Source organism: Novosphingobium sp. MD-1 (assembly GCF_001014975.1).
Taxonomy (GTDB): Bacteria; Pseudomonadota; Alphaproteobacteria; order Sphingomonadales; family Sphingomonadaceae; genus Novosphingobium.
Window position 1 is genome coordinate 790055 of record NZ_BBXA01000013.1, and the last position, 24591, is coordinate 814645.

Sequence of the window (24591 nt, forward strand, 5' to 3'; positions counted from 1 at the left end):
GGATCGCCCGCTTCGGCTATCCTGTCTCCCCGATGATCGCTTCCGCATCGTCCGTTTCCAGGCGGTCGGCGTTGAGCCGCCGCATCCAGCCGGCCATCACCGGGTCGGGATAGGCCGCCAGGATTTCCCTCAGCACGTCGACGTCTTCTTCCTGGCCCAGCTTGAATCGCGCGTCCGTAGCGTGAACCGTCGCACGAAAGCTAATGATTCTTGATAGCAGGTTTGGCAATCGCTCGCCGGCATCCTCGACCTGCCAGGGCGGGGACTGCGGTGCTTCGGCGTGCGCGGTCAGCAGGCGGACAGCCGGCAGGGTCTCGCTGTCTTCCCCGAATGCAACCGTCACCTCGAAGGCCGCGACCGCGAAGTTCCAGGTCGGCGCCCAGTGCGGCCGCGACACCAGCGCGGGCGAGACATAGCCCTGCGGCCCCATGAACAGGATCTGCGCGCGCGGATCGGCGCGCAGCGCGGCCACTTGCGCGTTGCGGCGCGAACAGTGGCCGATCAGCGCGACGATGGCGCCATCCGGCCCCGTTTCGGCGATCAGCGGCAGCGGCGTGGCGAAGAAGCCGTCCGGCCCGCTGTTGGTGAGCCAGGCCAGCGGATAGGCGGCCACAAGATCGGCAAGATCGCCGTTGGTTCCGGAAGGAAAGTCCATGGCGACGTTGTCACCAAGCGATTGGCCCGGAAAAAGCGCCAGATCGGCAAAAGCAAGGGGACCAGCATCGTCGGCGGATCAACTGTGGCCCAGATGCCCCAGTATGCGCACGGCCTCCACCGTCCGTTCGCTGGGGTAACTCGCGAACCCGAGCCGCAGCCCGTGCGGGGCATCGGGGGCCAGCCGGTAGGAAGCGGACGCGGCGAAGGTGATGCCGGCGGCGGGCGCGCCGGCCTCGATCCGGGCCAGGGCATCGAGATCGAGGAATTCCAGCCACATCGCCAGCCCCCCCGCCGGCAACCTCGCGCTCACGAAATCACCCAGCGCATCGCGCACCGCCTGCGCCAGGGCATCGCGCCGCGCGCCATAGACGCGCGTCGCTTTGCGCGCGTGGCGGCGCACCTCGCCTTCCTCCAGCAGGAGGGCGATGGCGTCCTCGGTCAGGCTGTTGCCCATGCCATCGCTGATCGAAACCTGGTGCGCCGCGGCGGCGATGACCGGCGCGGGCGCCACGATATAGCCGACCCGGAGCGCCGGCAGCAGCAGCTTGGACAGCGATCCGACATAGATCACCACGTCCGGCGCATAGGCGGCCATCGGAAGCAGCGGCTGCGATCCGAAGCGGAATTCGTGATCGTAATCGTCCTCGATGATCGCGAAGCCGAACTGACGGGCCAGCTCGACCAGGCGCAGGCGCCGTTCCGGGGCGAGCGAAACGGTGGACGGAAACTGGTGGTGCGGGGTGACGAACACCGCGCAGACCTGCTGGTTGCGGCAAGCCCGTTCCACCGCATCGACATCGATCCCCTCGTCGTCCAGCGCCACCGGCAGCACCGGCACCCCGGCGGCCTGGAAAGCGGCCACCGCCGGTTCGTAAGTCAGCGCCTCGGCCAGCGCGACCGCGCCGGGGCGGGCCAGCAACCGCGCGGCGAGCGCGATGCCCATCTGGCTGCCGCGCGTGACGCAGACGTTCTCCTCGCGCACCACAAGGCCGCGCTCCTCGCGCAGCATCGCCGCCAGCCCGGAGCGCAGCCGCTCGCTGCCGCAGGGATCGCGATAGCCCAGCTGTTGCCGCCGCGCGGCATAGAGCGCGGCGGTGCGGAAGGCGCGCGCCAGCGCCTCGGGCGGAAACAGGCTGCCATCGGGGCTGCCTTCATCGAGCTTGATAAGCCGCCCGGGCGGAACGGCGATCGGCCGCGACGGGGGCGGCACGAAGCGATAGATCGGCTGGCGCCCGATCGGCGGGCTGCTTTCGGGGGTTTCCGGTCGGCCACGCGGCAAGCGGGTCGCGACCGCGGTCCCCTTGCGGTCCGCCGTTTCCAGCCAGCCTTGCGCGACAAGCTCCTCGTAGGCGGTCACCACGGTCTTGCGGTTGAAGCCCAGTTCGGTGGCCAGTTCCCGGCTGCTGGGCAGCGGCGACCCCGGCTGGAGCCGCCCCCGCTCGATCTCGTGAATCAGCGCATGAGCGAGTTGCATGTAGAGCGGCGTCGACCCGGCGGGCCGGATCCGCTTTTGCAATGTCAGGGACCAGCCGCGTCGCATTGGCTCCCCTACTCCCCTCAAAATGCCGATAACGAAGGGGCCAATCGGCCAGACCACCCGGCAAAGTCAAGCGGCGGCCAAGGCAGCTTCCGCATATAAGGGTTTTGCTTGGGCCGCGGCTCGCCGCATAGTGCGGTCCGGACGCCAAAACGGGGGGCGTCAGACGGGGATATGGGCATGAGCTATTCGCTGACGGTCAACGGCAAGCAGGTGACGGTGGATGCCGGCGCCATCGACATGCCGCTGCTGTGGGTGCTGCGTGACGTGATCGGACTGACCGGCACCAAGTTCGGCTGCGGCGCGGGGCTCTGCGGCGCATGCAGCGTGCTGATGGGCGGCGAACGCTTCTTCAGTTGCCAGGCCCCGGCCCGCGCGTTCATCGGACAGCCGGTCACCACGATCGAGGGTCTGCGCGACGATCCGCTGGGCAAGCGCCTGCAGGATGCCTGGGTCGAAGCCGACGTGGTCCAGTGCGGCTATTGCCAGCCGGGCCAGCTGATCGCCGCCGCCGCGCTGCTCAAGGCCAATCCCGCACCCGATGACGAGGCGATCGAGGCGGGGATGAGCGGCAACCTGTGCCGCTGCGGCACCTACCCGCGCATCCGCAAGGCAGTGAAGCTGGCGGCGGCGGGAGGCAAGGCATGAGCGGCGGCGCTACCGGGCTCTCGCGCCGGGGTGTGCTGCGCGGATCGGCCGCGCTGGGTCTCGCGCTGGTGGTGCCGCTGGGCCGAGCCTCCGGCGCGAAGGCCGCGACACTCACCGCCAATGCCTTTCTCTCGGTAACGGCCGAGGGTGCCGCACTCGCCCTGCCGAAGACCGAGATGGGACAAGGCGTGTTCACCACGCTCGCCATGCTGGTGGCGGAGGAACTGGGGCTGGCGCCCGCGCAAGTGGCCGTGACCATCCCCGAAGGCGACAGCGCGCGCTTCGCGCCGATCGACCAGGGCACCGGCGGGTCCAGTTCGGTGCGCGAACTCTACAAGCCGCTGCGGCAGGCCGCCGCCAATGCCCGCGCCGCGCTGGTCGGCGCGGCGGCGCGGCAATGGGGTATACCGCCCGAACGCTGCGACCTCGTCGGCGGCGTGGTGATCGAGACCAAGGGCGGCCGCCGCCTGCCCGTGGGCGATCTGCTCGCCGCCGCCAGCGCCGCGCCGCTGCCCAAGGACGCGCCATTGCGCCCAAGCAGCGCCCTGCGGGTCATCGGCAAGCCGACCCGGCGGCTCGACAGCCTCGCCAAGGTCACCGGCGAAACCGTCTATGGCATCGACGTGCGCCTGCCCGGCATGAAAGTGGCGATGCTGGCGCAATGCCCGATGTTCGGCGGCACGCTCGCCACGTTCGACGAAAAGGCCGCGCGCACCACCCCCGGCGTGGTGCAACTGGTCAAGGGCAGCGACGTGCTGTTCGTGGTGGCCGAGACCTACTGGGCGGCGATGCAGGGCTATATCGCGGCCAACCCGCAATGGTCCGCGCCCAAGGGACCGGCCGACCATGCCCACATCCTCGCCGGGCTGGACGAGGCCCTGGCGAAGCCGGGGTTCGAGGCCAAGTCCACCGGCGATGTCGCCGCCGCAAAGGCCAGGGCGGCGCGTCCGTTCAGCGCCACCTATCGCCAGCCCTTCCTGGCGCACGCGCCGATGGAGCCGGGCAGCTGCACCGCGCACGTCACGCCCGAAGGCTGCACGATCTGGGCGGGATCGCAGGTGCCCGCGCAGGCGCGCGACGATGCCGCCAAGGCGCTGGGCCTGCCGGCGGACAAGGTGACGTTCCACAACTGCCAGATGGGCGGCGGCTTCGGCCGGCGGCTGGAAACCGACATGGTGGTGCGCGCGGTCGAGCTGGCGCGGCAGGTGCCCTACCCGATCAAGCTGATGTGGTCGCGCGAGGAGGACATGAAGCACGACATGTACCGCCCGGCCTATGCCGATCAGATCACGGCCGCGCTGGATGCCGGCGGCAAGCCGATCGGCTGGGAGCACCGGATCGCCGGCTCCTCGATCATGGCGCGGCTGCTGGGCCAGGGCTTCACGGGCGTCGATGCCGACGCGATCGAGGGCGCGGTCGCCATTCCCTATGCGCTCGACGCGCACCGGGTGACGTTCCAGCAGGCCGAAAGCGCGGTGCCGACCAGCTGGTGGCGTGGCGTGGGCGGATTGCGATCGGCCTTCGTGGTGGAAAGCTTTATCGACGAGCTGGCCCACGCCGCCGGGCAGGACCCGCTGGCCTACCGCCTCTCGCTCGTCACCGACGCGCGCATCCGCGCCGTGCTCGAACGGGCCGGGCGCGAAGCCGGCTGGGGCAAGCCGCTGCCCGCCGGGCTGGGGCGCGGGATCGCGGTGCTGCAGCTTTGGGGCACGGTCATCGCGCTGGTGCTGGAGGCGCGCGTCGCCGATGGCGCGATCACCGTGCCCCGGGCGACCGTGGCGGTCGATTGCGGGCTGGCGATCAACCCGCTGGGCGTCGCCGCTCAAGTGGAAAGCGGCGTGATCTTCGGCCTGTCCGCCGCGCTCCATGGCGAAGTGACCATCAAGGGCGGGCGCGTCGAACAGTCCAACTACCACGACTACCGCATCCTGCGGCTGAACGAGGCCCCCGCCATCGCCACGCATATCGTCGAAAGCGCCGCCGACCCCGGCGGCATGGGCGAACCGCCCTGCGCCGTGGTCGCTCCGGCGCTGGCCAATGCGGTGTTCGCCGCCAGCGGCAAACGCCTGCGCACCCTGCCGCTGGCGATGGCGCTGGAAAGGGTGTCCTGAACCCCGCTACGCGCCCCTCGCTTGTTCCGTCGCAATTTGTCATATAATTGATCGGGCAGCGCGATGGAGAGGTGCCGGGTGTCCAGGATCATCTGTTTTGGCGAAATGCTGCTGCGCCTGGCGGCCCGGCCGCCGGCGCTGCTGGGGCAGGAAGGTGCGCTCGACGCCACGTTCTGCGGCGCGGAAGCCAACGTCGCAGTGGCGCTGGCAGGGTTCGGGCACGATGCGGAACTCATCACCGTGCTGCCCGAAAACCGCCTGGGCCGCGCAGCGCGGGACGCGATCCGCGCGTTCGGGGTGAACCTCGCCCGCACCCCGTTCACGTCCGGCCGCATGGGACTGTATTTCCTTTCGCCCGGCGCCATGGCCCGGCCTTCGGAAATTCTCTACGACCGCACGCATTCGGCATTCGCCGACCTCTCCCCCGATCTGTTCGACTGGCCCGCTCTCCTGAACGGCGCGGACTGGCTGTTCGTGGGCGGCATCACCGCAGCGCTGGGCGAAGGCCCGCTGGCGGCTTTGCGGTCGGCCATGGCCACGGCGCGCGAGCGGGGCGTGCGCATCGTGTTCGACTGCAATTTCCGGCCAAGCCTGTGGCGGGATCGGGAAGATCAAGCGAAACAAATTCTACGCGAACTGTCCCTGGCCGCCGACGTCCTGCTTGCCGACCCGCGCGTGATCGGCCTGATGCTGGATCGTACTTTCGCCGATCCCGATCCCGCCACGGCATTCCGGGACGCGGCGCAGGTCATGTTCGCGCTCGCCCCCGCGCTCACCCACGTCGCGGCGACGCACCGCGAAGTGTCCTCCAGCGACAACCAGCGCCTGACCGGGCTGCTTGCCAGCCGGGCCGCCGTGGCCAGCACCGCGCCCGTTGCGCTGGACGCCATCGTCGACCGGATCGGCACAGGCGACGCCTTTGCCGCCGGCATCGTGCATGGCCTGGCGCGCGGCATGGCGCCCGATCGCACCGTCACCTTCGCGACGGGCTGCTCGCAATGGGCGCACGCCGTATCCGGGGACTTTCTGCGCGCCAGCGAGGCAGACATCGACGGTATCCTCGCCGGTGGCGGGGATGTCCGCCGCTAGGGTCGGGACCCGTTACTGCCGTGCCTTCGCCGCGTGGAAAGCGGCTACGATCGCCCGCGCATCGCTGGCGATGGCGTCCAGCGGCTTACCGGGCCGGAACAGCGATCCTCCCATGCCGAAGCCTGTGGCGCCCGCCTGGAGATAATCGGCCATGTTGGCCGCGGTGATCCCGCCGACGACGAAGATCGGCACCTGCGGCGGCAACACCGCCCGGACGGCGCGGACGCCGGCCGGCGGCATGGCTTCGGCCGGGAATATCTTGATGCCTGTGGCCCCCGCTTTCAGCGCCGCCATCATTTCGGTGGGCGTGAACACGCCCGGCAGCACGGTCATGCCCTTGGCCGCGGCGTGGCCGACCAGCGCCGGATCGCAATGCGGCGACACAACCAGACGCGCGCCCAGGCGTTCCAGTTCGTCCACCTCCTCGGTGCGTGTCACCGTGCCCGCGCCGATCAGCGCGCGATCCCCGAGCGAACGGACAAGACTGGCAATGCTGGCGAACGGGTCCGGCGAATTCATCGTGACCTCAAGGATGCCGAAGCCGGCCTCCACCAGCGTGTCCGCCACGGCCTGCGCCCGTTCCGGCTCAAGGCCGCGCAACACCGCAAACAGCGGCAAGGCATTGGCAAGCGTTACGACTGCCATGGCTGGGTTCTCTCCTGTTCCCGATCGACGCAACGGCTTGATCCCGCCGCGCGGCGGCTCTATCACCATTTATCATATTAATACAGCGGCGATCCCGATCCGCAATCGGGACGGGAGCAGCCCATGACCCCCTTCGAAAACGGCGGCAAGGTTACCGCCCGCATTGTCGAAACGCTTGGGCGGGCGATCGTTGCCGGCGAATACGCGGATCGCCCTCTGCCCATTGAAGCGGACATCTCGGAACAGTTCAAAGCCAGCCGCAGCGTTACCCGCGAAGCCATCAAGATGCTGACGGCCAAGGGGTTGATCGCGTCCCGACCCCGGCTCGGCACCAGCGTCGCGCCGGAGCGCGACTGGAATTTCCTCGATCCCGATGTGCTGCGCTGGCTGCTCAACCGGGGCCTTTCGCTCGATCTGCTGGCGGAGTTCACCGCCTTCCGCAGCGCCATCGAGCCGCAGGCCGCGTCGCTGGCGATCCGTCGCAACGATCCGGCAGCGATCGCGCGCATCGGGGAAGCGGCAGAGCGCATGACCAAGGGCGGGATGAGCCAGGAGGACGCTCTCCAGGCCGACATCGATTTCCATGTCGCCATCCTGCTCGCCAGCGGCAACCGCTTCATGATCCAGTGCCGGGATCTGGTCGAGACAGCGCTGCGCTTCAGCATCCGGCTGACCAACCGGCAAAAGGGCGTGGCGACCGCGGACAGCGACGCCCACCGGGCCATCGCCAACGCGATTGCCGCCGGCGATGCGGAACGGGCCGTCAGCGCCAGCCGCGATCTTCTCAACGAAGCCGCCGCGCTGATCGAGCAGGCGCGCCGGGCAGGGTGAAGGCGGAAGGCCAATGCGCAGGGTTCATACCCTGGATCCAGCCGTGCCTGCGCCCTTCAAAACCATGGGCAGGCCGGCCGCGAGGAACACGACCTCGTCCGCGATCGCCGCCAGCCGCTGGTTGAGCCACCCGGCCTCATCACGGAAACGGCGGGCCAGCGCGTTGTCGGGCACGATCCCCAGCCCCACCTCGTTGGCGACCAGCGCCACCGGCACCGGACAGGCAGCGATGGCTTCGGCCAGCGTCGCGCCTTCGCCCTGCGGATCGCGGCCGGCCAGCAGAAGGTTGGACAGCCACAGCGTCAGGCAATCGACCAGGATCGCGGCGTGGCTCTCGCCGGCCCGCGCAATGGCGGCGGCAAGGGCAAGCGGCGCCTCTATGGTGTGCCAGCGCGCATTGCGGTCCGCGCGGTGCCGGGCGATCCGGTCGGCCATCTCGGCATCGAGCGCCTGCGCCGTGGCGATATAGGCGAGCCGGCCCGCGCAGGCTTCCACCCGCTGCTGCGCATAGCGGCTCTTGCCCGAACGCGCGCCGCCCAGCACGAGCAGGCTGGTCATGCGAGGCCCCGCCGCGCCAGCGCCAGCAGTCCTTCGATATCGAGGTGCCGCTCCAGTTCGCCCGCCAGTTCGTCGAGCGCGGCATCCACCGCACGGTCGTGGTCCGCGCCGTTCGAGCGCGCGCCGAACCGCGCCAGCATGGCCGCGCGCAGCCCGGGTGCGGCGAACAGGCCGTGGCAATAGGTGCCCAGCACATGCCCGTCGGCGCTGATCGCTCCATCGGCGCGCGCGCCGTCCAGGCAGGCGAAGGCGCGGGCCGCGCCCGTCCCGGTGGTTTCGCCCATGTGCATCTCGTACCCCTCGAACGCCGCGTCCAGCGCCGTGCCGCGCACGCGCCGCAACGCCTTTCCCGGGGTGAGCGCGGTTTCCACGTCGAGCAGGCCCAGCCCGGCTATTTCGGACGGATCACCCTCGATCCCCAGCGGATCGGCGATCCGGCGGCCGAGCATCTGGTATCCGCCGCAAATCCCCAGCACCGCGCCGCCGCGCCGGTGATGGGCGAGGATGTCGATGTCCCAACCCTGCGCGCGCAGAAACGCCATGTCGGCGATCGTCGCTTTCGATCCCGGCAGCACGATCAACGCGGCATGGGCCGGGATCGGCGTGCCGGGCGGCACCATCGCCACGTCCACCTCCGGCTCCTGCCGCAAGGGATCGAGATCATCGAAGTTGGCGATGCGCGGCAGGATCGGGCACGCCACCAGCTTGCGCCCCGGCATGGCCGACGCCGCGCGGTCGAGCACCACCGCATCCTCGCTGGGCAGGCGCGCGGTGGCCGCGATCCAGGGCACCAGCCCGAAGCCGCGCCAGCCCGTCAGCCGGGCGATCGCGTCGTAACCATCCGCGAACAGCGCCGGATCGCCCCGGAATTTGTTGACGATGAAGCCCCGGATCATCGCCGCGTCGACCGGATCGAGCACCGCGCGCGTCCCCGCCAGCGCAGCGATCACCCCGCCCCGGTCGATGTCGCCCACCAGCACCACCGGCACATCCGCCGCGCGGGCAAAGCCCATGTTGGCGATATCGCCATCGCGCAAGTTGATCTCGGCCGGCGAACCGGCGCCTTCGACGATCACCAGATCGCAGCGCGCGCGCAGGCGCTGCCAGCTTTCAAGCACTTCGGGCAGCAGGCTGCGCCGCCCTTCGCGGAAATCGGCCGATCCCAGCGTGCCGCGCACCCGGCCATGCACCACGAGCTGCGACGTGCGATCCGCCTGCGGCTTCAGCAGCACGGGATTCATGTCGGTATGCGGCGCGGCGCGCGCGGCCAGCGCCTGCAGCGCTTGCGCCCGGCCGATCTCGCCGCCATCGACCGTGACCGCCGCGTTGTTCGACATGTTCTGCGGCTTGAACGGCAGGACGCGGATGCCCCGGTTGGCCAGCGCGCGGCACAGCCCCGCGACCAGCACCGATTTGCCGACATCGGAACCGGTCCCCTGCACCATCAGGCCAGCCATGCCATTCCTCCCGCTATCAGCCATCCCAGCCCGCAGGCCCGAACATAGACACGCCGCGCCGCCACCAGCACGGCAAGACCGGCTTCTCCTCCCTCACCGATCCACGGTTTGTCCAGCACCGCCCCATCGTAACGGACCGGGCCGGCCAGCCGGACGCGGAGCACTCCGGCCATGGCCGCCTCGGGCCAGCCGGCGTTGGGGGAGGCATGGCGTGCATGATCGCGCCACACGATGCGCCAGCCGCCTCCGCCCGCCAGACAGAGCAGCAGCGCGGAAAGGCGCGCCGGCGCCAGATTCAGCAGATCGTCGCTGCGCGCCGCCGCCCAGCCGAACGCGCGCAGCGGTGGTTCGGGATGGCCGATCAGGCTGTCCGCCGTGTTCACCGCCTTGTAGGCCCACGCCCCCGGCAGCCCCAGCACGAGCAGCCAGAACAGCGGCGCGACCACGCCATCGCAGAAGCTTTCCGCCAAGCTCTCGATCGCGGCGCGGGCTATTCCGGCCTGATCGAGCGCGGCGGTATCGCGCCCCACGATCCGGCCCACGGCCTTGCGTGCGGCCGGCAGGTCATCGCGCGCCAGCGCCGCGATCACCGGGCGCACGTGATCGTCGAGGCTGCGCTGCGCCAGCGCGGGCCAGGCGGCCAGCGCGAGCAGCGGCCAGGCCAGCGGACCCGCCGCCCAGCGGATCGCGTGCTCCACCGCGAGCGCCCCGAGCGCCGCAACGGCGATCAGCAGCGCAACGGTGACCGTGCCCAGCAGGCGCCGGGCAAAGTCACTTAAGCCGGGCCGGTTCCAGCGGCGTTCACAGGTTGCGATCAGCCGCGCAAACGCGCCGACAGGATGCCCGGTCACCGCGTGCAGCCGGGCCGGCCAGCCCAGCCCGGCGTCGAGCGCCAGCGCGACCAGCGCGACCAGCGCGACAGGCTCAGCCATCGGCCCGTCCCTGCGCCAGCGCCGCATCCAGCCGCGCGCGTTCCGCGTCGTCGGCCGGCAGACCAAGGCGCAAGAGATCGGAGTGATCCGCGCAAGGCCGGGTCAGGATGCGGCGGCGGGCGAGCATGGCGAACAGCCGCCCGGCCTCCGGCGTGCGCACCAGCCGGAACAGCGGGCAGGCGCCCTCCGGCGAAAGGCCGTGGCGGCGCAGCACGCGATCGAGCGCGGCGGCCCGCGCCGGCAGCGCCTGCCGGGTATCGGCGATCCACGTCCGGTCGGCATAGGCCGCCGTGCCGAGCGCCAGCGCGGCGGCATGGACAGGCCAATCGCCCAGCAGATGGCGCAGCGCCGCCAGGACCCCCTCCGGCGCGATCAAGAAGCCCAGCCGCAACCCGGCCAGCCCGAAGAACTTGCCGAACGAGCGCAGCACGATCAGCCGACGCTGCGGGGCGACCAGCGCCGCCACGCTGGCGTCCGGCGCGCAATCGGCGAAGGCTTCGTCCACGATCAGCCAGCCGCCATGCGCTTCCTGATGCGCGAGCAAGGCCAGCGCGCGGGCGGGCGCGAGCACCGTGCCATCGGGGTTGTTGGGGTTGCCGAGGACGATGGCGGTTGCACGAGGCGGCGGGTCTTCGCCCGAAGCCAAGGCCGCTCCGGGCGCGAAGGCGTCGCGATAAGTGCCATAGGCGAGCGGCGGGGTCAGGCCGGGCAGGTCCAGCACACGGGCCAGCAGGCGCAGCGCCGTCTCGCTGCCAGGCACGGCCATGCAGAGGTTGGGAGCCACGCCGAAATGCCCGGCTGCCCGCGCTTCCAGCCGGGCGAGCGCCTGCGTGTCGGGCAGGCCGCGCCAGTCGATCGCCAGTGCCGGGGGCGGCTGCCACGGCACGGGATTGATCCCGGTCGAAAGGTCCAGCCAGTCCTCCGGCGCGCCGCCGAAGCGCGCGCAAGCGTCCGCGATCCGCCCGCCGTGGTGGGTGAAAGCCCCGCTCATCCGGTCACCGCCAGCACCAGCAGCCCCGCCGTTTCGAGCAGCTCGATCCCGGCGCCGTGCCCGTCGCCCGAGATGCCGCCGATCCGCGCGCGCAGCCACCACGCCCACAGCGGCACCAGACCAAGCACGAGCAGGAGCGCCGGGTTGGTCAGCACGGCGCCCACGGCAAGGCCGCCCAGCCAGAGCGCGAAAACCCACCCGCTCGCGCCCGCCCGGAACAGCGTACCCATTCCCGCGTGCAACGGCGGCAGGGTGATCGCCCAGGCGATCGGCCCCAGCCGCGCCAAGACCGGCACCAGCAGCAGCGCGGGCGGCACCGACACGGTGAGGGCAAGGTGCAACAGCACCAGCTTGGCCGCCACTTGCAGCCCGATGGCGACCACACCGAAGCTGCCGATATGCGGATCGGCCAGCACGGCGGAGACGCGCGCGCGATCTTGGTGCGCCGCCCCGGCCGCGTCCGCGATGTCGCCCAGCCCATCGAGGTGCAGCGCACCGGTGATCGCGATCCACGCGGCCAGCGCCAGCAGCGCGGCAAGCCAGGGATCGCGGTGCAGACCCAGCCACGCGGCAGCGGCCACCGCGCTGCCGACGACCAGCCCGGCGGCGGGAAACCAGCGGATCGCCCGGCCGAAGTCCGCCTCGTCCGCCGGAATCACCGGCAGCGGCAGGCGCGTCAGGAATTGCAGGGCGAGCAGGCAAGGTCTCACGGCGCGTTCCCCGACCGGAGGTCCGTGATCTGGCCAGCCGGCTTCTCCCCCGGCCAGACCTTGAACGAGAGCAAGGCGCCATAGGGCAGGTCCAGCGCCCAGACGGCGCGATGGTCCAGCCCGGTCAGGACCGAGACCGCCGCGCGCATCGCGCCGGCGTGGGTGACGACCAGCGTCGCGCGATCGCGTTCGCGGATCGCCTGCCCTACCCGATGGCATAACGCCGACCAGCGCTCGCCGCCCGGCGGGGGGCAGGCATCGGGATCATCCCAGAACCGGGCGAGATCGGCCTGCGGCACGGCGTCCGGGGCACGGCCGCCCCAGGCTCCGAAATCGAGTTCGCGCCAGCGCGGATCGACAGCCAGCGGCAAGGCGCGGGCCTGCGCGAGCGCTTCCGCCGAGGCCCGCGCGCGCCGGAGATCGGACGTGACGATCCCCGCGACGTCCAGCGCCATCGCCGGCGCGAGCAGCCTTGCGCAGCCGGGATCGTGCGCCGCAACGTCGGTGTGCCCCAGCAGCAGGCCGGGCCGAAGTGGCGGACCGTGCCGCAGCAGGTGAAGCGTCACGGCTTTCATAGGGCCTGCGCCACCGCCGCTTCGGCAAAGGTCGCCATGCCGTTGTGGGCGGCAAGGGCGGCGCGCACCAGTGGCACCGCGACCGCCGCGCCCGATCCCTCGCCCAGCCGCAGATCGAGGCGCAGCAGCGGCTCCAGCCCGAAGTGCCCGAGCAGCCGCGTATGCGCCTGTTCGGCCGAGCAATGCGCGGCAAGACAATGATCGGTAAATGCGGGCTGTGTGGCGACCAGCGGGGCAATCGCGGCGCAACAGATGAACCCGTCAAGCAGCACCGGCACGCGCAGCCGCCTGGCGGCCAGGATCGCGCCGGCCATGGCCGCGATTTCGCGCCCACCAAGCCGGCGCAACGTCTCTAACGGGGTAACGCACTGCGCGCCATGCAACGCCAGCGCGCTTTCGACGGCCGCGACCTTGCGCGCGATGCCGGCATCGTCGACGCCACTGCCGCGCCCACACCAGTCCGCCGCATCGCCACCGAAAGCCTGCGCGCACAGCGCGGCGGCGGGCGTGGTGTTGGCGATCCCCATTTCGCCCACGAACAGAAGATCGGTATCCGCCGCCACGCTTTGCGCCCCGGCATTGAGCGCGGCGAGGCATTCCGCCTCGCTCATCGCCGCCGCGCTGGCGATGTCGCCGGTCGGGTGGTCGAGATCGAGCGCAACCACGGACAGCGCCGCGCCGCACGCCCGCGCCAGCGCGTTGATCGCCGCGCCGCCGGCGTGGAAATTCGCGACCATCTGCGCGGTCACGTCCACGGGAAAGGCGCTGACGCCGCGCGCGGCCACACCGTGGTTGCCGGCGAACACGGTCGCCCGCACCCGATCGAGCACCGGCCGTTCGCGCCCCTGCCAGGCCGCCATGAACAACGCGATCTCCTCCAGCCGCCCCAGCGATCCCGCCGGCTTGGTCAGCACCGCCTGCCGCGCGCGCGCCGCGGCCAGCGCGGCATCGTCGGGCTGCGGCAAGGCGTCGAGCGCGGCGCCGAACGCTGCCGCATCCTGGAAGCGGATCATGGCCAGACAATCATGGGCAGACATAGCCATCAGGCGGGGTGCGCGTGATGAAGTGCCCCTTCACGCCTTCCGGCCATTCGGCATAGGGCACAACGCCTTCCGCGCTTTCGGCGTGGCGGGTGGCATAGCCCAGGATCGCGCGGGCCGCCGCCTCGTCGGGCGTGAAGCCGCCCAGCACATAGCCGATCCGGCCGGGCGCGCGGATATGGACCGTGCAATGGCGCTGGCAGGCGAACAGGCAGGCCATTTCCTGCACCGCCACGCCGGCAAGGCCCGGTTCCCGTGCCTGAACCTGCCGCAAGGCCTCGGCGAGCAGCGCGCCACCGCGCCGCCCGCCTTCGTCCTCGCGCCGGTCGGCGGACAGGCGGCAGGTGGAGCAGACCACCACTGCCGGCCCCGCTGCAACCGCGCGCAGCATCAGAACCGGCTCCGCAGGCCGATATAGACCGTCCGGCCCAGGCTGCCGTAACCGCTGGCGGTCTCGTAGTGCCGGTCGGCCAGGTTTTCGATGCGGCCATGGACCGTCAGCCCGCCAGCCACGCGCCACTGCACGCGCAGGTCGACCAGCCAGTAGTCGGGCAGGGTCGCGCGGCTGCCCGCGCGGTCGAACGTTGCGCCGGCGTAGCGCGCGGCCACGCTGGCCTTCACCCCTTGCGGCAGATCGATTCCGCCTTCGATATTGGCGAGATGGCGCGGCACGCGGGCAAGCTGGCGGCCGAAGTCGGCGCCGCCGGGCGACCGGTCCTGTGCTGAGATCCAGCTGTAGTTGGCTTGCGCGAACAGCACGCCGATCCGCGCATCGCCGCTCAGTTCGATGCCCCGCGCGTGCGCCTTGCGGACATTGGCGTAATAGCCGAAGCGCGTCGTGGTGGTGCCGGGCACATAGCAGGACGCGGGCAGCGTGCCGCTTGTTGGGCAATAGGCGAAGTCGATCAGGTTGTCGGTGTCGCGCTCGAACCATGTCGCGGAACCGTGCAGCACGCTGCCCAGCGCCTGCTCGAAGCCGGCCGACCAGCCCTTCGCCTTTTCGGGCCAGAGGTCCGCGTTGCCGTAGAGGCTGAACAGCTGGTAGAGCGACGGGGCCTTGAACCCTTCGTCATAGCTGGCGCGCAGCACCGTCCTGCCCGCGTTGGGTGTATAGACCCCGCCGGCGCTGAACACCGTGTTGCCACCGAAGCGCGACTGGTGATCGTAGCGCACGCCGCCATTGAGCGTCAGCCCAGCAAGCGGCGTCGCGCGCAGCTCGCCATAGAGGCTGTCGGTCGATGCCGCCTGGGGCACAAGGGCATAGGGCGCGGTGTTGTTGCCGGGCGAGGCCGTGGTCATGCGCTGTTCCTCGCGCTCGGCGCCGAACACGGCCTGCACCGCGTCGGAAAGGCGCAGCGAGCCCTGGTACTCGAAGCGGCGGACGCGGCCGTGGGCATCGAAATTGAGCGGACGGATCGCGCGGGCGGGGTCGTAGTTCTCGCGGTCCGTCTCGGTCCGCATCGCCGCCAGCCGGTTGGTGAAGCGGCCGTCGAGCAGCGCCAGATTGAGCCCCGCATAGCCCGACCATTCCTTCGTCCGGCCATAGATGAGCGAATCGCCCGCCGTGCTGTCGAAATCGTTGCGCGCGTCGGCCCAGTAGCCGCGCAGGTCCAGCGACAGGTTCGGCGCCAGCTTGACCGTGGCTGTGCCACTGGCGGAGGTGCGGCGGTATCCGTCGGGCTCGGTGCCATTGCTGCGCGCTGAGATGCCGTCGGTGGAGAAGGTCGAGGCGGACAGCCGCCAGTCGACCAGCGTGCCCGTGCCGCCGACGCCGGCTTGCGCGTTCACCGTATCGTGCGTGCCCGCCTCGACCGCCAGGCCGCCTTCCAGCGGCTTTTCCGCCCGCCGCGTGGTCACGTTGATGACGCCGCCGATCGCGTCGCTGCCCCACAGGATCGATTGCGGGCCGCGCAGGATCTCGATGCGTTCGATGTCATCGACCAGCAGGTTGGCGAAGGCATAGCCGCCGGACGTGGCGGAAGGATCGGACAGGCGCATTCCGTCGATCACCATCACCGACTGGCCGGCGTCCGCACCCCTAATGCGCAGCGACGTGGCGGCGCCGTAACCGCCGTTGCGCGAAAGGCTGATGCCCGGCGTGCGGACCAGAAGATCGGTCACGGCCAGCGGCTGCGCCTGGCGGATGGCCGCCTCGTCCAGCACGGTGACGGTGGAGGAGACGCGATCCTGCGCGACCGGCGTGCGCAGCGCGGTGACGACGATGGAGGTGTCGGGAGCGGCGTCAGGGGCCGGATCTTCGGGGTAAGGGGCAGCATGGGCGGCCACGGGAAGGCCCAGCGAAAGGGAAAGGGCAGAAACAACGGAACAACGGGTCAGGCGCATGGTGCGGTTCCCTGGATACGAACGGCGATGACCTGCCGCTCGGACCGCAAGGAAAACGCCCGCCGCGCGACGCCCCGGGAGATGGCCGGGGGCACGAGACGACGCTTCCCGCACGGTCTTCCCGGCAGGCAGTGGCTGTCGTTGCGCGAGGGATCGTCCCGCCTTTGGCGCGGGAACCTCGAACGTCCGGTGCACCCTGCCCGAACGAAGAACGACCGCGTCAGGCAGGTCTCCTGGCTCACGGGTCAATGCCGGTCCGGCCGCCTTCTCAGGACGGTGAAGTCCCAATGGCGTGATGGCCGGTCGGCTCGCCGCTTACAGTTGCAGGGGCAGCCGGGGTTTCGCACCCCGTTCCCTTTTGATCCCCTTTCGGGGAACCTGTCGCAGAGCGGCGGATAGCTTCGCGCCGGCGATGCCGCAAGCGCGAATGCTTGCGGCATCGCGCCGCTTCGCTTATCACGGTCGGCGTAACGGGTGCCCGAAAGGGCTTAATCGGGAAGTCCGGCCGGCGGAAATCCGCCGAATCCGGCACTGCTCCCGCAACTGTGACCGGTGAGCGCATCGCCATCATGCCATTGGGGTTCCGGCCCTGAGAAGGCGGCGATAGGCGCGATGATCCGGGAAGTCAGGAAACCGGCCCGCTATCGTCGTTCCTTCGCGCGGGCGGGATGCACCGGGCGGACGAGGGCTTCTCCCTTGGCGGACGACATAAGTGCGTTTGTTGCCGAAGGGGGCCTGTGATGAACTGCGTCTGACATCCACGACAACCGCAGCAGACGTGCGCCCCGGCCCCGAGCTTTCGGTTCCGCGCCCGCCCGCGCATCGCAAAGGCCCCCGCGCCGCAGCCGATGGTCGCGCGCGCGGCCACAACGCGAAATCCAACCCGTTCAGGAGACCCCTCATGGTCCGCAATACCCGGTTCGAACTGTCCGTCTTCGGGCTTCTCGCCCTCGTCATGCTCATCACGCGCAGCCATTCGCTGAGCCAGGTCATCCACCTGCCCGATACCAGCCTGGCCAGCTTTTTCGTGCTCGGCTTCTTCGTCCGCCGCGCGGCCGCGTTCGGCGCGCTGTTCCTGCTGGGCTATGCCATCGACGTGGTGGTGATCGGCTGGTTCGGCCAGTCGGCCTTCTGCTTTACGCCCGCCTACGGGATGCTGGTGCCCGCCTATGGCGTGATGTGGCTGGCCGGACGGTACGCGCAGACCCGGCTGGGCGAAAGCCTGGCCGCCCTGCCGATCATGGCCGTGCTGCTGATCTGCGCAACGTTCGCGTCCGAACTGCTTTCGAGCGGCGGTTTCTACTTCCTCGGCGGCCGCTTCGCCGATCCGACGCTCGCAGGTTTCCTGCCGCGCATCGGGCGCTATTTCCCGTCGACGCTGTGGGCGACGCTGGGCTGGAGCGGCCTGGCCGCCGCCGCGTTCTCGCTGCTGTTCCTGATCCGGCCCGAGCTGCGCGAAAGCGAGCGCCGGTGAGCGGGTCCGAAGACAACGCGCACCGCGAGCGCACCCGCCGGCACAAGGCGCTGGTCGACGCCAAAATCGCCGCCGCCACGCGCGACAAGGGCCTGCTGCTGGTGCTGACCGGCAACGGCAAGGGCAAGTCCTCCAGCGCCTTCGGCATGGTCGCGCGCACGCTGGGATACGGTCGCAAGGCGGCCGTGTTCCAGTTCATCAAGGGGGCCGAGAACGTGGGCGAGCGCGCCTTCTTCTCGCGCCATCCCGACGTGATCTGGGAAAAGTGCGGCGAAGGCTTCACCTGGGAAACGCAGGACCGCCAGCGCGATATCGCCGCCGCGCGCGCCGGCTGGGAAAAGGCCAGGGCCGCGCTGGCCGATCCGGCGATCAGCCTCGTGGTGCTGGACGAGCTCACCTACCTCGTCACCTATCGCTATCTCGCGCTCGACGAGATCATGCCCGCGCTGGAAGCGCGACCGGCGATGCAGCACGTCGTCATCACCGGCCGCGCCGCCGACGAGGCGCTGATCGCCGCGGCCGACACCGTCAGCGCGATCCGCGACGTGAAGCACGCCTTCCGCGACGGCGTGCGCGCGCAGGAAGGGATCGACCGGTGAAGGCGGCGCGGTGCCCGGCCCTGCTGGTCAGCGCGCCGGCATCCGGGCAAGGCAAGACGCTGGTGACGGCGGCGCTGGCCCGCCGTCACCGCCAGGCCGGGCGCAAGGTTCGCGTGTTCAAGTGCGGCCCGGACTTCCTCGATCCGATGATCCTCGAACGGGCAAGCGGCGCGCCGGTCTATCAGCTCGACCTGTTCATGGTGGGCGAAGCCGGATGCCACCACCTGCTGGCCGATGCCGCGCGCGAGGCCGATCTCGTCCTCGTCGAAGGCGTGATGGGCCTGTTCGACGGCGATCCGTCCGCCGCCGATCTGGCCGCCCGCTTCGGCCTGCCCGTGCTGGCGGTGGTGGACGGCAGCGCCATGGCGCAGAGCTTCGGCGCGCTGGTCCATGGGTTGGCCACCTACCGCGATGACGTGCGGGTGATCGCGGCGCTGGCCAACCGCGTTGCGGGAGAGCGTCACGCGGCCATGCTCGGCCAAAGCCTGCGCGGCGGCGTGCAGTGGCTGGGCGCCCTGCCCCGCGATGCCGGCATGGCCTTTCCCGAGCGCCATCTCGGGCTGGTGCAGGCAGACGAGATCGCCGATCTCGACGGGCGCATCGACCGGGCGGCCGCCGCGCTGCCGGGCGAGGCCTGCTGGCTGCCGGCGCCGGTGGATTTCACCGGACACGCAGCCCCCTCCTCCGCGGGACGCGATCTCGCCGGGCTGCGGATCGCCGTCGCGCGGGATGCGGCGTTCGGTTTCCTCTATCCCGCCAACCTCGATTGCCTGCGCGCGATGGGCGCCACGCTGGCGTTCTTCTCGCCCCTCGCCGATACCACGCTGCCCCCGTGTGACGCGCTGTGGCTACCGGGCGGCTACCCGGAACTTCACCTAGACCGGCTGGCCGGCAACCACGCCATGCGCGATGCGATCCGCGCGCACCATGCGGCGGGAAAGGCGGTGCTCGCCGAATGCGGGGGCATGCTCTATTGCCTGGAGGCACTGGACGACGGCAAAGGCGCGCACGCCCCGATGCTGGGCCTGATGCCGGGCCGGGCGACAATGCAGGCGAGCCTTGCCGCGCTGGGATTGCAGGACATGGCGCTGCCCGCGGGCAGCCTGCGCGGCCACACGTTCCACTATTCCCGGATGGATACCCCGTTATCCCCCGTTACCCGGGCCAAAAACCCCGGCGGCCGGACCGGCGAAGCCCTGTACCGGCAGGGATCGCTGCACGCCACCTACATGCATTTCTATTTCCCCTCCTCGCCCGCCGCTGTCGCCAGCCTGTTCGGGGCATGACCCGGCCGGGTCCTGCGCATGAAGACGGACGATTCCTGCGCAGATCGCATATAACCCGCGCGGCGCGATGCGATAAATCCGGCGCAGTTTCGCATCCCGGGAGCAGGCAGGCAATCGATGGCAACCAACGTGACCACGACCATAGACAGCCGGCTCAAGCGCGTGCTGCGGCACATGCCCGCGCCGGTGGGCATCGTCACCAGCTTCGATCCCGCAACGAACGCACCCGTCGGCCTCGCCATGTCCGCGATCATGCCGGTGTGCCTCGATCCCTGCGCCATGGCGATCTGCGTCAACCGGTCGGGATCGAGCCACGACGCGATGATCCGCGCGGGGCGTTTCTGCATCAATCTGCTGCATGACGCGCATGACGCGCACATGGCGCCGTTCGCCGGCGCGGCCGCGCGCGAGGAACGCTTCGCGCAGGACGACTGGCGCCAGCATGGCCCGGTCTGGTTCATCGAGGGCGCGCCCGCGAACATCTTTTGCGACATTCGCGAGCGCGTGCCCTATGGAACGCATGACCTGCTGGTGGGCGAGGTCTATGACCTGTTCGACAACGGCAGCGAGGATATCCTTGGCTGGGCGAACGGTGCGCTCGGCCGGATCAATCCACTGCGGTAACCGGGTTCAGGCCAGAACCGCGCGATAGCGGGCGGCGACCTCGCTGCGGGACAGTTGGGGGCCAAGCGCCACGCGCGCCGACTGCATGGCGTCCCAGCCGGCCAGATCGGCCAAAGGCGGGATCGTCACGCCCTCGCCGCGATCGAGACCAACCAGCGCGGCATCGACCAGGTCGTTCACGTCCATCACCATTTCCGCCGGGAAGGCATCGACGTCCTTGCCCGAACGCTCCCAGATCTCGGTGCGCGTCGCGCCCGGAAGCACCGCCTGCACATGCACGCCGCTGCCCGCCAGTTCGGTGGCCAGCCCCTGCGACAGGTTCAGGATGAACGCCTTGCTGCCGCTGTAGGCGCCGTCGAACATCTCCGGCGCCAGCGCGAGGACCGACGCGATGTTGACGATCGCGCCTGCGCCCTCGTGCGTCAGGCGCAGCGCCGCGGCGCGGGCCAGCAGGGCGGGTGCGGTGATGTTGAGCGCGATCAGCCGCGTCACTTCCTCGGCCGGACTGGTGACCAGCGTGCCGGTGAGCGCCATGCCGGCATTATTGACCAGCAGGCCCAGGTTCGGGACCGTGGCGATCCGGTCGGCCACGCGCGCGACGGCGGCGGGATCAGTGAGATCGGCGGGCAGGACTTCGACGGACCGGCCGGTTTCCGCGCGCAGACGCTCCGCCAGCGCGTTCAGACGGGCAACATCGCGCGCGACGAGCACCAAATCGTGCCCGCGCCGGGCCAGCCGGTCGGCATAGACGGCGCCGATACCCGTCGAAGCGCCAGTGATCACGGCGGTCGCATGGTGGGGAATAGTCATTTCAGGGTGTTCCTTCAGTTGGAAAGCTGGACGTTCGCGGTGACGGAAAGGCCGGGGCGCAGCGCGGCGAGCGCGGACTGGCCGGGATCGAGCCGTATCCGCACCGGCACGCGCTGCACGATCTTGGTGAAGTTGCCGGTGCCGGGCTCGAACGGCAACAGCGCAAACGTCGAGGCCGATCCCGGCGCGAGGCTTTCCACCGTGCCCTTCAGCTTCGCGCCGCCCAGCGCATCGATGCGAACGGTGGCATGCTGGCCGGGATGCATCCGGCGCGTCTGCGTTTCCTTGAAGTTGGCCGTCACATAAAGCGCCTGCATCGGCACCAGCGTCAGCGCGCGCGTGCCGGGCTGCACGTAATCGCCCACGCGCAGCTGCCGGTTGGCCACTACGCCATCGATCGGCGCGCGCACTTCGGTGTGGCGCAAGTCCTGGCCGGCAAGATCCAGCGCCGCGCGGGCGCGGGCCTCGCCCGCCTGTGCCTGCGCCAGCGCGGCCAGCAAATCGCCGCGCCGGGCGCCGACCACCGCCACCTGCTGGCGCGCGACCGCCAGATCGGCTTCGGACCGGGCCAGCGCCTGCCGTGCGGCAACCGCGCCCGTGCGGACGCTTTCCGCATCGCGCGCGGCCACCGCGCCCGTCGCCAGCAGCGCGTCATAGCGCCCCTGATCGGCCGAGGCGTGGCCAGCATTGGCCTGCGCCGCGCGGATCGTCGTCGCCGCAGCGCCGGCCTGCGCGCGGGCAAGCGTCTCTTCCGTGCCCTGCCGGACCAGCGCGGCCCGCGCCGCCGCCACGGCCGCCCGCGCATCAGCAAGATCGGCTTCCGCGGTCGCACGGCGCGCGCCATATTCCTCGGGATCAATGCGCAGCAGCGGCGCTCCCGCGCGGACTGCCTGGTTCTCCTCGACCAGCACCGCGCTGACGAAGCCCTTGATGCGGGGCGCCACGCTCGTCGCATCGGCGCCGACATAGGCATCGTCAGTGGACTGGCTGGCCGGCTCGGACAGGATCCAGGCCGCGCCCAGCCCCGCTGCGACAAGCGCCGCGCCTGCCGCGATCACCGCGCGCGGCGCCCTGCGCCGGGGTGCCGGCGCCACCGCGTCATCAACCTGGGATTCCGATGTGCGCTGAAGCATGGAAATGCACTCTTGCTGATATGATGATCGTAATATATATGTTGTTCATCATTCGTCCAGAGGGAAAATTGCTACCATGCCCAGATGGTCTTTCGCGCGCTTCGGCACGGACTGGTCGGACGATCCGACGGCCATGCCCACGGCCCGCAAGTTCCTGATCTTCGGATTGATGGCATTCGGGCAGTTTCTCGCCCTGTTCGACATCCAGATCGTCTCCGCCTCGCAGCGCGAGGTGGCGGCCGGGCTCGCCGCCGGGGCGGACGAAATCAGCTGGGTGCAGACCGCCTACCTGATGGCCGAACTGGTGATGATTCCCCTGTCCGGCTTCCTCGCGCGGGCACTGTCGACGCGTTGGCTGTTCGTGGCTTCGTGCACCATGTTCACGATTTCCAGCCTGCTGTGCGGCCTGTCGTGGTCGATCGGATCGATTATCGCCTTCCGCGCCTTGCAGGGCTTCACCGGCGGCGCGATGGTGCCGCTGGTGTTCGCGGTCGGGTTCACGCTGTTCTCCGGCAAGCAGCGCGCGCTGATCCCGGCCATCCTCGGCACCGTCAGCGTCCTGGCGCCGGCGCTCGGCCCTTCGGCGGGCGGATTGATCACCGACGCGCTGGACTGGCGCTGGCTGTTCTTCGTCAATGTTCTTCCGGGCCTGGCCATCGCCACGGCCTGCGCCATGCTGCTGCGGATCGACAAGGCCGACACCAGCCTGTTGCGCAGGATCGACTGGGCGCACTTCGTGGCCATGGCGGTCTTTCTCGCCGGCCTTGAATACGTGCTGGAGGAAGGCCCCCGTCACGACTGGCTGGGGGATGAAACGATCGCTATCGCCGCCTGGCTGTCGCTGGTGGGGCTGGTGCTGTTCGTGGAGCGCGCGCTGTTCTCGCCGATGCCGGTGGTTTCGCTGCGCCCGTTCCGCCGGCCGATCTTCGCCTTCGCCTGCCTGTTCAACCTGGTGATCGGCTTCGGCATGTATGCCTCGATCTCGCTGGTGCCGGTCTATCTGGCGCAAGTGCGCGGGTACGACGCCTTGCAGATCGGCAAGACGATCTTCGTGGTCGGCGTGGCGCAACTGGGGTCGACGGTCGTCGCCGCGTCGCTGTCGCAGCGCATCGACATGCGCTGGATGATCAGCGTCGGCCTTTCCCTGTTCGCGCTGAGCCTGTGGCTGACGTCGGGCATGACCAGCCAGTGGGGCTTTTCGGAACTGCTGGTGCCGCAGATGCTGCGCGGCTTCGCCCTGATGCTGTGCATCGTTCCTTCGGTGAACATGGCGCTTTCGGGCGTGCCGCCGCAGGATCTCGGCGCAGCCTCGGGCCTGTTCAACCTGATGCGCAACCTTGGCGGCGCGATCGGCATCGCAGTGGTCAACAGCTGGCTGCAGGACGATACGCGCATCGCCGCCGCGCGCCTTTCCGAAGCGCTGGGTCATCACGCGCGGCCGGCCAGCGATGTCATGGCCAGCCTGGGGCAGCGGATTGCCACGATGACGCCCGACGGCGCGCGCGCGCAGGACATGGCGCAGGCCGTGATGGCGCGCGTGATCGGGCGCGAGGCGCTGGCGCTGGGGTTCGACGACGTGTTCCGGGTGATGGCCTGGATGTTCATCGCGGCACTGGTGCTGGTGCCGTTCTGCCGGCAGGAGCCGGGCGCGACGCCCCCTCCCGCCGATGCCGCGCATTAAGGAGAAGTCTCATGCGTTTCCGCAATCTGCGGCGAGCCGCGCTCGCCCTGCTCCTGGTGACCACCACGCCGGCGATGGTCCACGCCCAGCCCGCCACCGGTGCCTGGTGGCAAGCGTTCCACGATCCGCAGCTCGACGAAACCGTCCGCCGCGCGCTGTCGGGCAATCTGGACCTTGTCGCCGCCGCCGCGCGCGTCGATCAGGCGCGGGCCATGGCCAAGGGAGCCCGCGCGGCGCTGTTGCCGTCGCTCGACGCCACTGGCGCGGCCGAAGCCGACCGGCAATCGCTCCATTCGCCGATCGGCGCGGCATCGCGGCAACTGGGCTTGCCCCGGAACTACGAACTCTATCAGGCCGGGGTGGAAGCCCGCTGGGAGATCGACCTGTTCGGAGGACTGTCGGCCCGGCGCAAGGCGGCCGCGGCCAATGCGGCGGCCACGCTGGCCGAGATGGACGCCATGCACCTGGCCATCGCGGCGGAGACGGCGGACGCCTATCTCCACTTGCGTGGGCTCCAGGAACGGCTCGCCTTGGCGCAGCAGCAGGCGCGGTTGCGCGGGGATCTGGCGGCGCTGGTGCGCCAGCGGGCCAACCAGGGCCTGGCCAGCGATTTCGATGCCAACCGCGCCGAAGCGGCCCACGCCGCCACGCTGGCCACCTTGCCGCCGCTGCGGCAGGCGATCGAAGTCGACATCGACCGGCTGGGCGTGCTGACGGGGGGAAGCGACCGGGCGTGGCTGGAACGCCTGCGCGAAACGGCCGCCATCCCCGCCCCGCTCGATCCGGCGCTGGATGCCGATCCCGCTACGCTGATGCGTCGCCGCCCCGATCTGGCCGCTGCCGAACGGCGGGGGGGCGCC

Annotated in this window: 24 protein-coding genes and 2 riboswitches; of the genes, 10 read left to right on the forward strand and 14 right to left on the reverse strand. The window is 70.4% G+C overall.

The window, feature by feature from the left end; all coding sequences use genetic code 11:
• Positions 1 to 16: 16 nt before the first annotated feature.
• Together NMD1_RS03880 and NMD1_RS03885 are read right to left on the reverse strand one after the other, a co-directional pair.
• Positions 17 to 655, reverse strand: a complete 639-nt coding sequence (locus tag NMD1_RS03880) for an FMN-binding negative transcriptional regulator (RefSeq protein WP_125953722.1) — start codon at positions 653 to 655, stop codon at positions 17 to 19.
• 78 nt (positions 656 to 733) lie between these two features.
• Complete coding sequence (locus NMD1_RS03885) at positions 734 to 2131, reverse strand: PLP-dependent aminotransferase family protein (RefSeq protein WP_233497333.1); 1398 nt, start codon at positions 2129 to 2131, stop codon at positions 734 to 736.
• Between the two features lie 243 nt (positions 2132 to 2374).
• Here NMD1_RS03885 and NMD1_RS03890 point away from each other — a divergent pair, with 243 nt between their 5' ends.
• The 3 genes from NMD1_RS03890 to NMD1_RS03900 all read left to right on the forward strand — a co-directional run bounded on the left by NMD1_RS03890 (position 2375) and on the right by NMD1_RS03900 (position 6042).
• Positions 2375 to 2842, forward strand: a complete 468-nt coding sequence (locus NMD1_RS03890; RefSeq protein ID WP_199558054.1) for a (2Fe-2S)-binding protein — start codon at positions 2375 to 2377, stop codon at positions 2840 to 2842.
• A complete protein-coding gene (locus NMD1_RS03895) occupies positions 2839 to 4953 on the forward strand; it encodes a xanthine dehydrogenase family protein molybdopterin-binding subunit (protein ID WP_125953725.1) in 2115 nt (704 codons plus the stop codon). Before NMD1_RS03890 ends, NMD1_RS03895 begins: the two co-directional genes overlap by 4 nt.
• A gap of 78 nt (positions 4954 to 5031) precedes the next feature.
• Positions 5032 to 6042: a sugar kinase gene (locus tag NMD1_RS03900; protein ID WP_158453905.1), complete on the forward strand. Its 1011-nt coding sequence runs from the start codon at positions 5032 to 5034 to the stop codon at positions 6040 to 6042.
• A 12-nt stretch (positions 6043 to 6054) separates the two neighbouring features.
• Here the strand turns inward: NMD1_RS03900 and NMD1_RS03905 are convergent, their stop codons facing one another.
• Positions 6055 to 6687 carry a 2-dehydro-3-deoxy-6-phosphogalactonate aldolase gene (locus NMD1_RS03905; protein WP_125953727.1) on the reverse strand — a complete coding sequence of 211 codons (633 nt, stop codon included), beginning with the start codon at positions 6685 to 6687 and terminating at the stop codon, positions 6055 to 6057.
• Between the two features lie 123 nt (positions 6688 to 6810).
• Here NMD1_RS03905 and NMD1_RS03910 point away from each other — a divergent pair, with 123 nt between their 5' ends.
• A complete protein-coding gene (locus NMD1_RS03910) occupies positions 6811 to 7518 on the forward strand; it encodes a FadR/GntR family transcriptional regulator (RefSeq protein WP_125953728.1) in 708 nt (235 codons plus the stop codon).
• 24 nt (positions 7519 to 7542) lie between these two features.
• On the opposite strand, the gene cobU is transcribed toward NMD1_RS03910, so the two are convergent.
• From cobU to NMD1_RS03955, 9 genes are read right to left on the reverse strand one after another with little or no spacing between them, the layout of a single operon-like run.
• Complete coding sequence (cobU, locus tag NMD1_RS03915) at positions 7543 to 8076, reverse strand: bifunctional adenosylcobinamide kinase/adenosylcobinamide-phosphate guanylyltransferase (protein WP_125953729.1); 534 nt, start codon at positions 8074 to 8076, stop codon at positions 7543 to 7545.
• Positions 8073 to 9533 carry a cobyric acid synthase gene (locus NMD1_RS03920; RefSeq protein WP_125953730.1) on the reverse strand — a complete coding sequence of 487 codons (1461 nt, stop codon included), beginning with the start codon at positions 9531 to 9533 and terminating at the stop codon, positions 8073 to 8075. The genes cobU and NMD1_RS03920 overlap by 4 nt, the downstream gene beginning before the upstream one ends.
• Positions 9521 to 10465 carry an adenosylcobinamide-phosphate synthase CbiB gene (gene cbiB, locus NMD1_RS03925; protein WP_125953731.1) on the reverse strand — a complete coding sequence of 315 codons (945 nt, stop codon included), beginning with the start codon at positions 10463 to 10465 and terminating at the stop codon, positions 9521 to 9523. The genes NMD1_RS03920 and cbiB overlap by 13 nt, the downstream gene beginning before the upstream one ends.
• Positions 10458 to 11456, reverse strand: coding sequence for an aminotransferase class I/II-fold pyridoxal phosphate-dependent enzyme (locus NMD1_RS03930; RefSeq protein WP_125953732.1), 999 nt, complete (start codon positions 11454 to 11456; stop codon positions 10458 to 10460). Before NMD1_RS03930 ends, cbiB begins: the two co-directional genes overlap by 8 nt.
• Complete coding sequence (locus tag NMD1_RS03935; protein ID WP_125953733.1) at positions 11453 to 12166, reverse strand: adenosylcobinamide-GDP ribazoletransferase; 714 nt, start codon at positions 12164 to 12166, stop codon at positions 11453 to 11455. The genes NMD1_RS03930 and NMD1_RS03935 overlap by 4 nt, the downstream gene beginning before the upstream one ends.
• Complete coding sequence (locus NMD1_RS03940; protein ID WP_125953734.1) at positions 12163 to 12741, reverse strand: histidine phosphatase family protein; 579 nt, start codon at positions 12739 to 12741, stop codon at positions 12163 to 12165. The genes NMD1_RS03935 and NMD1_RS03940 overlap by 4 nt, the downstream gene beginning before the upstream one ends.
• Entirely contained in the window at positions 12738 to 13754 is a 1017-nt protein-coding gene (gene cobT / locus NMD1_RS03945) for a nicotinate-nucleotide--dimethylbenzimidazole phosphoribosyltransferase (RefSeq protein WP_125953735.1), read from the reverse strand. Before cobT ends, NMD1_RS03940 begins: the two co-directional genes overlap by 4 nt.
• Positions 13755 to 13764: 10 nt before the next feature.
• A complete protein-coding gene (locus NMD1_RS03950; protein ID WP_125953736.1) occupies positions 13765 to 14172 on the reverse strand; it encodes a DUF1636 domain-containing protein in 408 nt (135 codons plus the stop codon).
• Positions 14172 to 16124, reverse strand: coding sequence for a TonB-dependent siderophore receptor (locus NMD1_RS03955; RefSeq protein WP_125953737.1), 1953 nt, complete (start codon positions 16122 to 16124; stop codon positions 14172 to 14174). Before NMD1_RS03955 ends, NMD1_RS03950 begins: the two co-directional genes overlap by 1 nt.
• A 205-nt stretch (positions 16125 to 16329) precedes the next feature.
• Positions 16330 to 16521: riboswitch (cobalamin riboswitch) on the reverse strand.
• A gap of 58 nt (positions 16522 to 16579) precedes the next feature.
• Positions 16580 to 16781: riboswitch (cobalamin riboswitch) on the forward strand.
• 244 nt (positions 16782 to 17025) lie between these two features.
• Between NMD1_RS03955 and NMD1_RS03960 the strand changes: the two genes are divergently transcribed.
• The 4 genes from NMD1_RS03960 (at position 17026) to NMD1_RS03975 (ending at position 20107) form a co-directional block, all read left to right on the forward strand.
• Positions 17026 to 17598, forward strand: coding sequence for a hypothetical protein (locus NMD1_RS03960; protein ID WP_125953738.1), 573 nt, complete (start codon positions 17026 to 17028; stop codon positions 17596 to 17598).
• Positions 17595 to 18197, forward strand: coding sequence for a cob(I)yrinic acid a,c-diamide adenosyltransferase (gene cobO, locus NMD1_RS03965; protein WP_125953739.1), 603 nt, complete (start codon positions 17595 to 17597; stop codon positions 18195 to 18197). The genes NMD1_RS03960 and cobO overlap by 4 nt, the downstream gene beginning before the upstream one ends.
• The gene (locus NMD1_RS03970) at positions 18194 to 19483 is read left to right on the forward strand and encodes a cobyrinate a,c-diamide synthase (RefSeq protein ID WP_125953740.1); all 1290 of its coding nucleotides are present in this window, start codon (positions 18194 to 18196) and stop codon (positions 19481 to 19483) included. Before cobO ends, NMD1_RS03970 begins: the two co-directional genes overlap by 4 nt.
• 117 nt (positions 19484 to 19600) lie before the next feature.
• Complete coding sequence (locus NMD1_RS03975) at positions 19601 to 20107, forward strand: flavin reductase family protein (RefSeq protein WP_125953741.1); 507 nt, start codon at positions 19601 to 19603, stop codon at positions 20105 to 20107.
• A 6-nt stretch (positions 20108 to 20113) separates the two neighbouring features.
• Here the strand turns inward: NMD1_RS03975 and NMD1_RS03980 are convergent, their stop codons facing one another.
• Positions 20114 to 20917 carry an SDR family oxidoreductase gene (locus NMD1_RS03980; protein ID WP_125953742.1) on the reverse strand — a complete coding sequence of 268 codons (804 nt, stop codon included), beginning with the start codon at positions 20915 to 20917 and terminating at the stop codon, positions 20114 to 20116.
• Between the two features lie 14 nt (positions 20918 to 20931).
• On the reverse strand, positions 20932 to 22050 hold the full coding sequence (locus NMD1_RS03985; protein ID WP_125953743.1) for an HlyD family secretion protein: 1119 nt from the start codon (positions 22048 to 22050) through the stop codon (positions 20932 to 20934).
• Positions 22051 to 22126: 76 nt separating this feature from the next.
• Between NMD1_RS03985 and NMD1_RS03990 the strand changes: the two genes are divergently transcribed.
• Together NMD1_RS03990 and NMD1_RS03995 are read left to right on the forward strand one after the other, a co-directional pair.
• Positions 22127 to 23731: a DHA2 family efflux MFS transporter permease subunit gene (locus tag NMD1_RS03990; RefSeq protein WP_199558055.1), complete on the forward strand. Its 1605-nt coding sequence runs from the start codon at positions 22127 to 22129 to the stop codon at positions 23729 to 23731.
• Positions 23732 to 23742: 11 nt separating this feature from the next.
• Positions 23743 to 24591: TolC family protein (locus NMD1_RS03995; protein WP_158453906.1), on the forward strand; the 849-nt coding region annotated here is incomplete at its 3' end.